This window comes from Uniformispora flossi (genome assembly GCF_049534875.1).
Taxonomy (GTDB): Bacteria; Actinomycetota; Actinomycetes; order Streptomycetales; family Streptomycetaceae; genus Yinghuangia; species Yinghuangia aomiensis.
Genome location: NZ_JBMULZ010000017.1, coordinates 65,225 through 79,065, shown reverse-complemented (window position 1 = coordinate 79,065; position 13,841 = coordinate 65,225). Strand labels below are relative to the sequence as shown.

Sequence of the window (13,841 nt, the reverse complement as noted above, 5' to 3'; positions counted from 1 at the left end):
GGGGGTCACAGCGCAAGGAGGTGAAGGCGGCCGGCGGCAACACGTGTCAGTCCCGTGACAGACCGGCCCACCGCGGCGGGCGTTTCTCGAGGAAGGCAGCACGGCCCTCGAGCGCGTCGCCACTCGCCAGCACCGCGCGGTGGCCGGACTCCGTGGCAAGCCAGCCCCGGGCATCGTTGGACGTCGTCGAAATTTCCACCGCGTTTCGCGTCTGCGCCACCGCCGTTGGCGAGTTCCGGCATATCCGGGCCGCAAGCTCAAGTGCTCCGAGGAGAGCATCGCCGGGCTCGGTCAGCTGGTTCACCAAGCCGACTTCGTAGAGGCGTGCCGCGTTGACCGGGTCGCCGGTGAACAGCATCTCGCGGGCGAAGTTGAGAGGCAGGGCACGCGGCCCCCGGAACAAGGCTCCGCAGTTTGCGATCACGCCGCGGCGCACTTCGGGAAGTCCGAACGTGGCGTTCCGCGAAGCCACCACCAGGTCGCATGCCAGTACCAGTTCGAAACCGCCGCCCACCGCGGGGCCCTCGACGGCCGCGATCAGCGGCTTGCTCCGCTTCCGGCGAATCAGACCGTACTCGCCACCGCGTCCTGTCTTCGGCGAATACCCGGCCGCCAGGTCGGTTCCTGCGGAGAACACCGAGCTTGTGCCGGTCAGAATGCCGCACCAGACGTCCGGATCCTGCTCCAGCCTGTCGATGCCGGCCTCGATGCCTTCGCTCAGCTCTTGGTCGACGGCGTTGCGTTTGTCCTCTCGCCGCAACGCGATCACCAGTGTCCGATCCCGGACCTCGTAGACCACGGTCTCCGCCATGGATGCCCTGCCTCTCGGTGTGTGCCTCGCCCGGTCTACGACGTGTAGGACCCGCCGTTCAGGTGGATCGTCTGCCCGGTGACCCAGGACGCCTGATCCGACGCCAGATACACGCACAGCGCCCCGGCGTCTTCCGGAGATCCCGTTCGTCCCACGGGGATCCGGGCGGCGAGCTTCCGGGTGTGGTTTGCCACGCGGCCACTCGTGGCCGGGTCGATCATGCCGAGGGCGATGGTGTTGGCTGTGATGCCTTCGCTCGCCGTCTCCAGGGCGAGGTGCCGCATGAAGGCGATGGCTCCTCCTTTGGCGGCGGCGTAGAGCGAGACTCCGATGGCTTGGCCCATCACGCCGGAGCCGGAGGCGATCGTGATGATGCGACCGTGTCCCCGGCTGCTCATTCCGTCGATGACGCTTTTGGCGCAGTTCATGACGCCGAAGAGGTTGACGTCGGTAAACCGGCGCCACTCCCCTGGCTCGCCGGCACGGAACGGCTTCGGACGGAACGCCCCGTCGCCGGCGTTGCCCGCGTTGTTCACGAGGATGTCGAACGGGGCTGTCTTGCGCTCGAATGCGGCAATCTCGGTGCTTACTTGGTCGTAGTCGGTCACGTCGAAGGGCAGTGCCTTTGCGGGGTATCCGGCATCTCGGATCTTCGCCGCTGTCGCGTCTGCTCGTGCCGCGTCGACGTCGTTCACGGCCACGAGTGCGCCTTGCTCGGCGAGGAGCCGGGCTATACCTGCGCCCACCCCCTGTCCGGCGCCGGTGACCAGGGCTGTTTTGTGCTGCAGTTCGAACATGCGGATTCTCCGGGCGCGAGGGTGCTTCGTGGGTGGTGGCAGGTGGTCCTACCGGTTCGGTCAGCTCGGCAACTGGGCGCGCGGTGGGTCGACTTCGGCCGTGTCCCAGTGGTTCCAGCGCACGATCGTCTCCGTCTCCGCGCGGACTGCGGGGCGGAAGTCCGTGCCGAGGCTGTAGGCCACGGGGAAGAGCCCCACCTGTGTGACCTCGTCGTAGGGGATGCCCAGCAGCGCGGCCATCTCCTGCTCGCGATGCAGATGCAGTGTGGTCCATGCGCTTCCGAGACCGCGGGTGCGGAGGGCGAGCATGAAGTTCCAGACGGAGGGCAGGACCGATCCCCAGGCGCTGGCCTGCGTGAAGATGTCCGCCCTGTCCAGGCGACCGGTGAACGTGGGTACGACCAGCACCGGGACTTCGTGGAGATGATCGGCCAGGTAGGTGACGGAGTGGGAAATCCTGTCCTGAGCCTCCCCTTTCGGATACGGGGAAGGCACGCCGGCGGCCTGCGCGCGAGCGGATGCCGCGAGCTGGTCACCGAGCGACGCCCGGTAGATGTCGGCCATCGCGGCACGGGTCGCCGGGTCATCGACGATCAGCCAACGGTAGCGCTGCAGGTTGGAGCCGTTGGGCGCTTGGAAGGCGATCCGCAGGCAGTCCCGGACCACGTGCCGTTCGACGGAACGGGTGAGATCCAGTCTGCGGCGGACGGTACGGGTTGTCGTCAGCACTTGCTCGGCGGTCAGCTCGGTCGTCATGGTGCTCTGGGGTCTTTCTGCGTGGAGCCGAAGATTCACCGGGTGCGGAGGCCGGCTCACATCGGAGCGCCGTCGAGAGAGTGGACAGTCAGGCCGAGTTCGTCGATCAGGTCGAGGCTGATGTGGGTGTTTCCGGTGTGGTCGGCCGGGCAGTCGCACAACGCAAGGATGGCTTCCACCATCTCCTCCATCGATTCGATCTGGTCCGGGCGGACGATGTCGCCGACCAGGTCGCGGGCACCCTCGCTCATCACGGCGGCGCGGGGTTCGACGGTGTTGACGCGGATGCCGTGGCCGTGGAGTTCGGCGGCGAGCCCGTTGCTGACGCGGTTCAACGCGGCCTTGGATGCTCCGTACACCGTGGTACCGGTGCCGGTGCCGCCGAGTTGGAACGGCGGGCCCTGCCAGTGGCGGGCGGTGCCGCTGGAGACGTTGACGATCCAGCCTTCGCCGCGTTCCGCCATCGCGGGGATGACGGCCTGGGCCAGGTGCAGCGGCGCGACACAGTTCAGTTCGTACATCAGGCGCATGCGTTTGAACGTGTAGTCCGCCACGGTGCCGTAAAGGGCGACGGCTGCGTTGTTGACCAGGACGTCGATCGGGCCGCCCAGCCCGGCCTCCGCCTCGGCGACGACCCGGTCCCGGTCCCGTTCGTCCGCCAGGTCGGCCTGGATCACGACCACCTGGCCGCCGAATCGGCGCAGTTGGTCCGCCGTGTCGCCGAGCGTTCCGGGGAGGTAGGCGTCCGCCGCGTCGACGGTGCGGGCGACGATCGCGACATCCGCGCCCTCGGCGGCGGCGCGCCGCGCGACGGCGGCTCCGATGCCCCGGCTCGCGCCCGTGACCACGACGCGCTTGCCATCCAGTCGCTTGCTGCCCATACGGGTCTCCTTGAGGCTGAATTCGAAGTAGGGCTGCGGTAGATCGACACGCGGCCAAAGACGGGGCCCATACCCCTGCACTGATCGGCAGGGGCGGGAGCATCAGAATGTCATGCATTGATGCATGATTCAAGAGCGGAATCGCCCCAGCCGGACAAACTCGGCTCACCACGGAAGGCACAGAGCTGTGCGGTGCGCCCGGCGACCGCCGCTCAGGCCCACCGCACCGCACGCCGCGGCTCCCGCGGAGCGCACGCCGCGAACGGCGACTTCATGCAGCGCCCCGTCACCAGCTCTTCTGGCGGTCGGAGACGAAGTCGACCTGGTGGAAGGGCGCCGACTCGATCGAGTCGAGGACGACGTCCTTGCGCCGGATCAGGTAGCCGGAGTCGGTCCGCGCCAGGGTGAGGTGGACGATGCCGCTGGACAGGGTGCTCGGCCTGCGGTCCACGATCTGGGTGACGAAGAGGTAGGACTCCAGGTCGAGTTCGCCGTCGCGTTCGGCGGTGACGTGGATGTTCGCGGCATGGTGGCGCAGCGGGTAGGGGCTGTGCCGGCGGTGCTCGCGGGTCCACGCCATGGCGGCCTCGCGGCCGCGGCAGTCGGACCGGATGAACTCCTCGTGCGGATGCTGCCCGGTCTCGGTGCGCGAACTGAGGTGGCAGTCGTCGGCGAGCAGGCCGGCAAGCTCGTCCAGCCGGCCCTCGTCGTAGGTGAACCACCAGCGGTGGACGAGCTGGTGCGCCGCGAAATGGTCGTGCGTGCTCATGGAGACACTCCGGGTCGTGGTGATCACGGCAGCCGAGACCCGGCTTGTCGTCGGGAGTAGCGGCCGCGGCGTCGAAACCTGCACTGGACAGACATACATGCATTGATGCATGACATCAAGGGAGGCGGCGGTTTTTTGTACGGCATGCGCAAATACTTGCGGCAAGCCCCCGCGCGAAACGCCCCACAGCCCCTGGTTGCAGTTATGCATTAATGCATGTATGACTGTGAGGGTGGCAAGCAACGTGACGGAAGACCCGGCGGTGCGGCGCATCGAGGCCTTCATCGGTCAGATCACGGCGATGAGCCGCCTACCAGCCTCGCGGCGGCGACTGCGGCAGCTCGCCGAGATCGACACACACGACTCAGGGCTCGCGATCCTCATGCTCCTGCGGAGGACAGGGCCCTTGTCGGTGACGGATCTCGCCAGGCACCTCGGAGTCAACCAGTCCACGGCCAGCCGCCAAGCGGCCCCGTTGGAGGAGACCGGGTTTCTCAGGCGCAGCGTGCACCCGTCGCACCGGCGGATCGCGCTGCTCGATCTGACCGAGGATGGCCTTGCCGCATGCGAGCGCGCCCAGGCCGTCGGTCGTCGAGACATTGCGTGGGCCATCAAGGACTGGTCGCCCGAAGACCGGGCGGCGTTGGGCATGTTGCTGGAGCGCTTCAGTGAGGCGTGGGCCAAGGGCGCCGCAACCGAGGGACTCGCTCCGGGCGCCGCCGACGACGGACCGGGGCACGCCCCTCAGTGAGCCAAAGCCGCACCGGGGCTCGTGTGGCCATGCCTAGATGTTGCCTTGCCCCTGCACAGGCATTTCCACCTCCACTTGCCGGACTCGGCCGAGATGGCGTGGCCGCGGGCTGAACACGGCCTGCGCTTACCCCCCCTCCGGCAGCCCCACTTACAGGAGGCCATGAATGAACAACCCCTTCAGCTACCACGGCAAGAATGTCCTCGTCACCGGCGGCTACTCGGGAGTGGGTGCCGCCCTGGTCGAGCTCCTGGACGCGCTGGGCGCCGCACGGATCACCGTGCTGGACATCAATCACCCGGCCGGCAGCGCCCACACGTTCGTGCGTGCCGACCTCAACGACCGGGCATCGGTCGATGCGGCGATAGCCGCGATAGGCACCGACGGGCCCATCGATGTGCTTTTCAACAATGCGGGCGTCGCCGGCACGGCCCCGGCCCCGGTCGTCTTCGGCGTCAACTACTTGGGTCTTCGTCACCTGACCGAACGGCTCGTGGAAGACGGCATGCTCCGCCGGGGCGGAGCAATCGTCAATACCGCGTCCATTGCCGGCTACGCGTGGCCGAACCGCCTCGATGAGCACAAGGCACTGATCACCCTGTCCACCTGGGACGACGCGCTCGCGGAACTGACGGCCCGCAAGGTTCAGGATCCGTACGTCTATTCCAAGGAACTCGTGCAGGTCTACACCATGCACTACGCCAAGACCGCTGCTGCCAACGGCCTGCGTATCAACAGCATTTGCCCCTCCCCCATCGACACCCCCCTGCTTCCGGATTTCCGGACGAGCATGGGCGACAAGGTCATCGACTGGAACGTTGCCCAGGGCAACGGCCGCCTCGCCACCGGGCACGACGTCGCCCTCGGCCTCGCGTTCCTCGGCGCAGATGCGTCCGCCTACATCAACGGGGCGAACATCAATCTGGACGGCGGGTTCCAAGCGTCCCTGACGGTTGGCAACGTCGACTACACAGGACTCCGCTGACCAGCAGTTTCACCTCGGCCCGACCGCAGCCGTGCGCATCCCGCAGAAATAGAGGCAACCGCGCCGGTCAGCGCCCCCCTGTGTCGCACACAGGGTGGCGCGCGGGTTGTCGGTGGAGACGACGAGGCCGTGCCGGTGTCGACCCGGCACGGCCTCTTGGTGCGATCAGACCGACGGCTCGCGCCGCGGCACCAGGCCCAGTTTCCGGTGGTCCCAGCTGACAACGCGTGTGGGTACCACCTTGACCACGACACGCTTGTTGAGCATCGCCTCCACCGCGGGACGCATGGCTTCTGTGTACGGCGCGTAGTAGCGGCTGAACAAGCTGGTGCCGAGTTCCCACATCCGCTCCGGGTCGGCGACGATCTCGGCTTTGCCGACGATCGAGACGCCGCGGAGTTCCTCATAGGACTGGCCGTCCTCGACGAGCAACGTGATGTTCGGGTTGCGGCGCAGATTGAGGACCTTCTGAGCCTTGGCCTTGCTTTCCAAGCCGACCGCACCCTCGAGGAACCCGTACCACATGCCGACCGAGTGAATACTGCCGTCGGCGTTGACCGTCGACATCGTCATGGAGTGGCGCTCGCCAAGAAACGCCTCGACTTCCTCCGGCGTCATCCTCACCTTGTCACGCTGCTTGATCCCGTGACCGATGTAGTCGTTCACCATGTCCGCCAATCAGCTCAGACGGCTTGAGCCGCCACGGTCTCGGCCCACTTGTAATCGGCCTTGCCCACGTTGGTGCGGCCGATTTCCTCCCTGAAGACGACCGCACGAGGAACCTTGTAGCCGGCCAGCAACGTACCGCAGTGATCCGCGAGTTCGTCATATGTCGGCTTGTGGTCGGGTCGGGGGGCGACTACCGCGACGACGCGAGACCCCCAACGCGGGTCCGGAACACCGACGACGACGCAGTCGAATACCGCAGGATGCGCCTTGAGCGCGGCTTCCACTTCTTCGGGGTAGATCTTCTCGCCCCCGGAATTGATGCACACCGAACCGCGGCCCAGCATGACGATGGTGCCGTCCGCCTCCAAGGTCCCGAAGTCGCCTGGCACGACGTACCGGACACCGTCGACCACGGGGAAGGTGTCCGCCGTCTTGGCCTCGTCTTTCCAGTAGCCCAGCGGAATGTGCCCCGACCGCGCGATCTTCCCCACCCGGCCCGATCCCGGCAGGACGGGTTTCATGGATTCGAGATCCAGTACGGTCACCTGCGGCCCCATGGCGAAGCGCGGAGCGACGCCGTCGGCGTCGGCGGCGCCGCTCTTTTCCACCGCGCTGCCCCCCGCGCCCAGTTCGGAGCTGCCATAGCCGTCTCGGATGAGCACGTGGGGTATGGCGGCGACGATTTCGGCGCGGACGGCGTCCGAGAGAATTGCGCCACCGGACCCGACGACACGCAAGTTGCTCAGGTCGTAGCGGCCGGACTTCGCCGCCTCGGCCAGGGGGCGTCCCATCGCGTCACCGACGATCGTGAGGGACGAGACCCGTTCGCGCTCGGTGATGCCGAGGAGTTCGTCCGCGTTGTAGGTGCGTGCCGTGTTGAGGACCACCCGGTAGCCCGCAAGCAGCCCGCCCATCGCAAACCATTGACCGGCGCCGTGCATCAGCGGAGCGGTCGGCATGAAGGTGAGCCGAACCTGGAGAGCGGCGTTCCCGGCGATGGATTCGGGCGTGGTGATCGGGTTGCCGGACCACCCACCGCCCCCGAACGCCCCGAAGAAGATGTCCTCGTGGCGCCACATGGTGCCCTTGGGCATGCCGGTCGTTCCGCCCGTGTACACGATGTAGCGATCATCGGCACTGCGCGGACCGAAGCCTCGGATTGGCGATGCGGCGGCTACTGCCGTCTCGTACTCGACGGCATCGTCGAGGTCCGCTGCTTGCGGAGTACCGTCGGCGATCGACACGTAGGTGGTTACGGCGGGGAACTTGGCGGCCAACGGCCGAAGCCGCTCGGCGTAGCCGCGTTCATAGATCATCGCGACCAAGTCGGCATCGCTGAGGATGTACTCCAACTCGGCTTCGACATAGCGGTAGTTGATGTTGATCGGGACGGCCCGGATCTTCCACGCCGCCAGGAGCGCCTCGACGTATTCGACTCGGGTGAAGCTGTAAATGCCGACATGGTCGCCGGCCCCGACGCCTTGGTCCAGGAGGTGGTGGGCGAGCCGGTTCGCCCGTTCCTCCAGTTCGCGGTAGGTCCGCCGCTCGTGGCCGGCGACGAGTGCCTCGGCATCGCCTCCGGCGTCCGCGAGCAGCTCCCACAAGTCGGCGAGATTGAATTCGGCCATGTTCGACACCTCGGATCGGATCGTGCGGACGACAACGGCGCCTTGGGGATGCCGGGCTCCGAACGGTCAGTGCACCGTCAGGCCGCCGTCGGCGCTGAGGACCTGACCGGTGATGTAGCTGCCGGCGTCCGAGGCGAGGAGGAGCGCGGGGCCGACCATTTCATCGGGCTCGGCCATGCGGCGCATGGGTGAGGACTGGGCCATCGAGGCAACCCGCTCCGGCGTGTTCGCACGGACCATGTCGGTGTCCACGGTCCCCGGCGCGAGTGCGTTGACCCGGATGTTCTCGGCCGCCAGAGACCCGGCGGCGGCTCGCGTGAAGGCGAGGAGGCCACCCTTGCCGATCGCATAGATGGAGGTGCCTTCGGAGCGGAGGAACACCCCGGCGCTCAGGACGTTGATGACGGACGCTCCGAAGATGCTGCGGCGCAGGTGCGGAAGCGCGTACTGGGTGAGGAAGACCGGCCCGCGGAGGTTGACGTCGAGCGATTTGGCCCATGCCTCGGCCGTGTACTCGCCAACGGGCTGTGCCAGGGCGTTCGCCGCGTTGTTGACCACGATGTCGAGATCGCCGAATTCGGCGACGGTCCGGTCGACCAGGCGTTCCAGCGCGTCAAGCTCGCCGAGATGGGTCGGGACGGCAAGTGCCGTGCCTCCCGCAGACGCGATCTCCTTGACCGCCGCCTCGCATGCCTCGGCTTTTCGGCTGGCGATCACCACCTTGGCGCCGTGCGCGGCGAAGCCTTTGGCGATCGCGAGACCGATGCCGCGGCTCCCGCCGGTCACGATCGCTACGCGGTCGGACAGGTCGAACGACGCGGACGGTACGCGGGGACCGGTGGGCATCGGGAACCTCCGTGAGTGCGGGATGTCTTGCACCCGACAGGTGTGCCGAGACATCGGATCGTGTGGACGGTGTGAAGGATGCTGCACACCACTCATACATGCATTGATGCATGACATCAATGCATGGCCAGGTTTCCGCCCCGGCAGACCGCGAAGACGATCCACCCGCCTGCATACCGCCACCGTTCTTGAAGTCATGCATCGATGCATGTATGACTGATCGGGTGCGGTGCCGGAGCGCGAAGCATCTACACCCCGAGGCGCCTCGCAGGGCTCATACGCGGCACTCGCGCATTTCGCGGACATCCCCCGCGTGTGCCACCGCTTCCGCAGCGATCGGACGGACACCGCCTTTCGCCGCAGGCGTCCGCGGCACCCACGACGTGAGGAGCAATCGATGAGGCTCGGCCTGACCTTCGGCTACTGGCGCCGCGGCCCCGCGTCGGGCGTCGTCGAACTCGCCCAGGAGGCCGAACGCCTCGGCTTCGACTCGGTATGGACCGCCGAGTCGTGGGGCTCGGACGCCTTCACCCCGTTGACCTGGATCGCGGCCCGCACGTCGCGCATCGGACTCGGCACCGCGATCACGCAGATGTCCGCACGCACCCCCACCGCCACCGCGATGCAGGCTTTGACGCTCGACCACCTGTCCGGCGGCCGCATGCTCCTCGGACTGGGGCTCTCCGGCCCGCAGGTCGTCGAAGGCTGGTACGGACGGCCGTTCCCCCGCAGCCCGCTCACCTTCACCCGCGAATATGTGGACGTCATACGCCAGGTCCTGCGCCGCGAAGCGCCCGTCGAGCTCGACGGCCACTACGCGCAGCACCCCTACCGAGGCGACGACGGAACGGGCCTGGGCAAGCCGCTGAAGTCGATCACCCACCCGCTTCGCCCCGGCCTTCCGCTCTTCCTGGGCGCCGCCGGCCCGAAGAACGTCCGCTTGACCACGCAGATCGCGGACGGATGGCTGCCGCTGCAGTGGTCGCCCTACAACCCCGACGCCTACGGCGACGCGCTGCACGACAAGCCGGAGGGCTTCCGCGTCGCCCCGACGGTCTCGGTCGTCGTGGACGACGACGTGGAACGCGCGATGCTGCCCGTCAAGGCTTCCCTCGCGTTCTACGTCGGCGGCATGGGCGCCAAGGACCGCAACTTCCACGCCGACCTCATGCGGCGCTTCGGCTACCCGGACGCCGCCGACCGCATCCAGGCCCTCTTCGCGGCGGGGAACCGCGACGAGGCCGTTGCCGCGGTCCCGAGCGAACTCGTCGACGAGATCGCCCTCGTCGGCCCCGCCGACCGCATCCGCGAACGCTTCGGCATGTGGCGCGACGACGCGCACGTCACCGACATGATCATCGGCTCCAAGAACCCGGCCACGCTGAAGCTCATGGCCGACTTGGCCCACGCCTGAAGGCCGCAGAGCCACGCCCTGGGCGACGACAACGCGGCCGTTCTCGGCATGCTGCTCGGCCTGTCGAGGGAGGGATCGAAGCTCTCCATGCCACCGGGGCCGCCGGCGACACCGGGCTCACCACCAAGCGAAGAGCAGTTACTGCATTCCGACAGCAAACAAAGGTGCATCCATACCTCGTCCGGCTCGTAGTCCCGCCGCCCGACGCTCCGTCGCCGCCATCGCGGTGGCATCGGCACTCACGCTGACCGCCTGCGCGGGAGGCCACGGCAAAATCCCGCACCGGCAGTGACGCCGCCTCCGCATCGCCGAAGCCGGGCGGCTCCTTGACCATCAGCGTGGTCAGCGATCTGAACACCGCCGACCCGTTCGGCGCCGCGGGCAACCAGGCAATCGACAGCACGCGCATGAACGCGCTCTACGACTCGCTCCTGTGGAGTGAGCCCGGCACCGGCAAGCCCGTCCCTCAGATCGCGTTGTCCCTGACCCCGGACCCGGGCGCGGCCAGTTGGACCTTGAAGCTGAGACCTGGCGTCAGGTTCACCGACGGCACGCCGTACGACGCCGCAGCGGTCAAGTGGACCTGGGACGAGCACAAGAACCCCGAGCGACGGTCGCTCGCCGCCGGGGCCGCGCAGGCGATCCGGGCCACGACGGTCGTGGACCCGACCACGCTCAAGGTGGACCTGGTGGCACCCAATGCGCACTTCGACCGCGTCGTCGCCACGTCCCTCGCATTCATCCCCTCACCGACGGCGTTTCGGAAGGATCCGCAGGCCTTCAAGACTCACCCCGTCGGCGCAGGGCCGTTCACGCTCGCGGACTGGGTCCGTGGTAGCGCAATGACGGTGCAGAAGAACCCGAAGTACTGGCAGGGACCCGAGCACCCCTACCTGGACAAGATCACGTTCCAGCTCATCGGCGACAGTGAGCAGAGCCTCAATGCCGCCGCGTCCGGCCAAGTCGACGCCAAGGTCAGTGTCAGCGCGGTGGACGGAGCCAAAGCCCGCGCCAAGGGGCTGAACGTTGTTCAGGTCAGCGGCATCACCGGCGAATCGATCATGTTCAACAACGCCAAGCCGCCGTTCGACGACGCCCGCGCGCGGCGGGCGGTCGCCTTGGCGCTCAATCCCGAGGACATCAACAAGGTGGCGTTCGGCGGACAAGGCACGCCGGCGAAGGGGATGTTCCCGGACGCCAGCCCCCTGGTCGCGCCCGGCGTGAACACCAATCCCGCGGGCGATCGCGCCGAAGCCCAGCGTCTCCTTGACGAACTGGCATCCGAGGGCGAGCCCTTGGACTTCGCGTTCACCATCCCCCAGAATCCCCAAGCCACGCGTACCGCCGAGTACATCCAGACCCAGTTGGCGACGCTGAAGAACCTCTCGGTCCGGCTGGAGCCGCTTCAGGTGGCCGCATTCGTCACGGCCATCCGCACGAACCGCTCGTTCCAGGCGTCGCTGCAAAACTGGCTGTTGTCGGACCCGGAGCCGTCGATGTACGGCTACTTGCAGTCGACCGGTGCGTCCAACTATCTCGGCTACAAGAACCCTGCGGCAGATGCGGCGCTGGAACGGGGGCGGATCGCCGTGGATCCTGCGCAGCGGCAAGCCGCCTATACCGACCTCGCGCGACTCCTTCAGGTCGACGTTCCGGTGTGGACCTACCAACAGGGCTTCGTCACCGCATACTTCCGCAACGGCGTGGCCGGGGTGGTGCTGACCAACGACGGGATGCTGATGACCGACCGAATCGGGCGCGCGGCGGGCTGACCCGAGACGCGGCGCGGTGGCCGCGCAGGCCGCCGCGCCGTGTCACGTGCCGGAACCGCGGCGCGTGCCGGCCTCGCGGCGCGTGCCGGCCTCGCGTACCCGGAGTCCTTCGGCGAATCGGTCCAGGAAGTACTCGAACGCGTCGTCGTCGTATACCGCGCCTGCGCTCCGGGACTGAACCTCCAACACGGCGAACCCGTGGATGGTGGCCCGGAAGGACAAATGCGCCAGGCGCACCTCGTCCTCGGTGAGGCCATAGGAGCGGAGAACCGCGCGCACGGCTTCCGCGGCGCGCTCACCCGCCGCCCGGTACTCCGGCGACAGCGGCGCGCTGCACTGCACCAAGAAGCGATCGGGATAGTTGCGCACATAATCGCGGTAGGCCTCGGCCAACGCCCGCAATGCCTCGTCGCCGGATCGGCCCAGGACGGCCGACCGCAGTTCCTCGCTCATCGTGCGCATGCCGTACAGACCCACGGCCCGCTGGATGGCCGCGAGGTTCTCCATGTGCGCATACAGCGCCGGCTGCTTCACCCCGAGCCTCCGGGCCAAAGCGGTGGTGGTCAGGGCCGCGGCACCCTCTTCGTCGACGAGTTCGACGGCTGCCATCGTGATCGTGTCGGGGTTCAGCCCGGCACGCTTTCGTGGCCGCTTCGCGGGCGCTGCCGATTCCGAGCGCGCCGTCTCGGTCTGCGCAGTCCCAGCCATCCGCCGCTTCCCCATCCGTGCCCGCGGCCGACCGGGCTGTCCGCCGCATGCCCTTATCTTATAGGGGCTAAGGTGACAGATGATCTGCCCGGCCGAACGCAGGACGCCGCAGGTCAGCCGCCCCAGGAGGGCGACCGCTTTTCCGCGAACGCCTTCGCCGCTTCGAGGACGTCGCCACTCGTGCTCGCGAGGATCTGGGTCCGGTTCTCGAGATGCAGGGCGTTGTCGAAACTCGGCGCGTCGAGGTTCGCCCACATGACTTCCTTGGTCATGGTCACGCCGAACGGGCTGTAGGAGAGAAGCGTCCGCGCGGTCTCCAGCGCCGCGTCGAGGACGCCGCCGTCCTCGACGACACGCGCCACGAGCCCGATGCGCTCGGCTTCGGCGGCATCGAACTCGCGTGCGGTCAGAATGAGTTCGTGGGCCCGCGAGCCGCCGATCAAGCGCGGCAGCGTGTAGCTGATGCCGATGTCGCATCCGCCGACACCGACCTTGACGAACTGCACGCACATGCGCGCGGAGCGAGAGGCGATCCGAATATCGCACGCGCATGCCAGCGCGAGCCCGCCGCCGAACGCCGGACCGTTGATGGCGGCAATTACCGGCTGAGGGATGCGACGCAGATGCGGTCCCAGATCGGCGATATGCGCCTGTGAGCGCATTCCGCCCGCCGGCGGGCGAAGCCCGGCCGAGACGGACGACGGGCCGATCGCCCGCAGATCCAGCCCGGAACAGAACCCGCGGCCCGCACCGGTGAGGACGACCACACGCACCGTGTTGTCGGCGCCGACCTCGTCCAACGCCGCATGCAGATCGTCCACGAGTTCGAAGGACAAGGCATTCAGCCGCTCGGGCCGGTCCAAGGTGAGCACCGCTATGCCGGCCTCTGGCCGGTCGACACGAATCAGCGACATTGCCGTCCTTTCGCTTCGTACACCCGTGGGCGCGATTGAGGGCACAGGTTCCTCCTCATGGAGGGTCGCCGTGCATCGGCGCAAGCCGGTGTCCGGCATGCGCTCACGCCACTAATACATGCATCAGTGCATGACATCAA

General features: G+C 67.6%; 14 protein-coding genes. 4 read left to right on the top strand and 10 right to left on the bottom strand.

What is annotated here, in order from left to right; all coding sequences use genetic code 11:
• Positions 1 to 46: 46 nt before the first annotated feature.
• From ACPA54_RS29955 to ACPA54_RS29935, 5 genes are all read right to left on the bottom strand, one after another.
• Complete coding sequence (locus ACPA54_RS29955) at positions 47 to 811, bottom strand: enoyl-CoA hydratase-related protein (protein ID WP_423534520.1); 765 nt, start codon at positions 809 to 811, stop codon at positions 47 to 49.
• A gap of 35 nt (positions 812 to 846) precedes the next feature.
• Positions 847 to 1,608, bottom strand: a complete 762-nt coding sequence (locus ACPA54_RS29950; protein WP_423534519.1) for an SDR family NAD(P)-dependent oxidoreductase — start codon at positions 1,606 to 1,608, stop codon at positions 847 to 849.
• Positions 1,609 to 1,668: 60 nt separating this feature from the next.
• Complete coding sequence (locus ACPA54_RS29945; protein WP_423534518.1) at positions 1,669 to 2,364, bottom strand: nitroreductase family protein; 696 nt, start codon at positions 2,362 to 2,364, stop codon at positions 1,669 to 1,671.
• Positions 2,365 to 2,420: 56 nt separating this feature from the next.
• Positions 2,421 to 3,245 (bottom strand): SDR family NAD(P)-dependent oxidoreductase, encoded by an 825-nt coding sequence (locus ACPA54_RS29940; protein ID WP_423534517.1) that lies wholly within the window; start codon positions 3,243 to 3,245, stop codon positions 2,421 to 2,423.
• Positions 3,246 to 3,531: 286 nt separating this feature from the next.
• Complete coding sequence (locus ACPA54_RS29935) at positions 3,532 to 4,014, bottom strand: nuclear transport factor 2 family protein (protein WP_423534516.1); 483 nt, start codon at positions 4,012 to 4,014, stop codon at positions 3,532 to 3,534.
• A gap of 232 nt (positions 4,015 to 4,246) precedes the next feature.
• Between ACPA54_RS29935 and ACPA54_RS29930 the strand changes: the two genes are divergently transcribed.
• Both ACPA54_RS29930 and ACPA54_RS29925 read left to right on the top strand, forming a co-directional pair.
• Positions 4,247 to 4,765 (top strand): MarR family winged helix-turn-helix transcriptional regulator, encoded by a 519-nt coding sequence (locus ACPA54_RS29930; protein ID WP_423534515.1) that lies wholly within the window; start codon positions 4,247 to 4,249, stop codon positions 4,763 to 4,765.
• 166 nt (positions 4,766 to 4,931) lie between these two features.
• Positions 4,932 to 5,750, top strand: coding sequence for a coniferyl-alcohol dehydrogenase (locus ACPA54_RS29925; RefSeq protein ID WP_423534514.1), 819 nt, complete (start codon positions 4,932 to 4,934; stop codon positions 5,748 to 5,750).
• A 165-nt stretch (positions 5,751 to 5,915) separates the two neighbouring features.
• Here the strand turns inward: ACPA54_RS29925 and ACPA54_RS29920 are convergent, their stop codons facing one another.
• The 3 genes from ACPA54_RS29920 to ACPA54_RS29910 all read right to left on the bottom strand — a co-directional run bounded on the left by ACPA54_RS29920 (position 5,916) and on the right by ACPA54_RS29910 (position 8,893).
• Positions 5,916 to 6,419, bottom strand: a complete 504-nt coding sequence (locus tag ACPA54_RS29920; RefSeq protein WP_423534513.1) for a pyridoxamine 5'-phosphate oxidase family protein — start codon at positions 6,417 to 6,419, stop codon at positions 5,916 to 5,918.
• A 14-nt stretch (positions 6,420 to 6,433) separates the two neighbouring features.
• Entirely contained in the window at positions 6,434 to 8,047 is a 1,614-nt protein-coding gene (locus ACPA54_RS29915) for an acyl-CoA synthetase (RefSeq protein ID WP_423534633.1), read from the bottom strand.
• Between the two features lie 66 nt (positions 8,048 to 8,113).
• Complete coding sequence (locus ACPA54_RS29910; RefSeq protein WP_423534512.1) at positions 8,114 to 8,893, bottom strand: SDR family NAD(P)-dependent oxidoreductase; 780 nt, start codon at positions 8,891 to 8,893, stop codon at positions 8,114 to 8,116.
• Positions 8,894 to 9,290: 397 nt separating this feature from the next.
• On the opposite strand from ACPA54_RS29910, the gene ACPA54_RS29905 reads away from it, so the two are divergent.
• Positions 9,291 to 10,307 carry an LLM class F420-dependent oxidoreductase gene (locus ACPA54_RS29905; protein WP_423534511.1) on the top strand — a complete coding sequence of 339 codons (1,017 nt, stop codon included), beginning with the start codon at positions 9,291 to 9,293 and terminating at the stop codon, positions 10,305 to 10,307.
• Positions 10,308 to 10,633: 326 nt separating this feature from the next.
• Positions 10,634 to 12,079 carry an ABC transporter substrate-binding protein gene (locus tag ACPA54_RS29900; protein WP_423534510.1) on the top strand — a complete coding sequence of 482 codons (1,446 nt, stop codon included), beginning with the start codon at positions 10,634 to 10,636 and terminating at the stop codon, positions 12,077 to 12,079.
• A 42-nt stretch (positions 12,080 to 12,121) separates the two neighbouring features.
• Here ACPA54_RS29900 and ACPA54_RS29895 read toward each other — a convergent pair whose 3' ends face one another.
• On the bottom strand, positions 12,122 to 12,688 hold the full coding sequence (locus tag ACPA54_RS29895) for a TetR-like C-terminal domain-containing protein (RefSeq protein WP_423534509.1): 567 nt from the start codon (positions 12,686 to 12,688) through the stop codon (positions 12,122 to 12,124).
• A 212-nt stretch (positions 12,689 to 12,900) separates the two neighbouring features.
• Complete coding sequence (locus ACPA54_RS29890) at positions 12,901 to 13,746, bottom strand: enoyl-CoA hydratase/isomerase family protein (RefSeq protein WP_423534508.1); 846 nt, start codon at positions 13,744 to 13,746, stop codon at positions 12,901 to 12,903.
• Between the last annotated feature and the right edge of the window lie 95 nt (positions 13,747 to 13,841).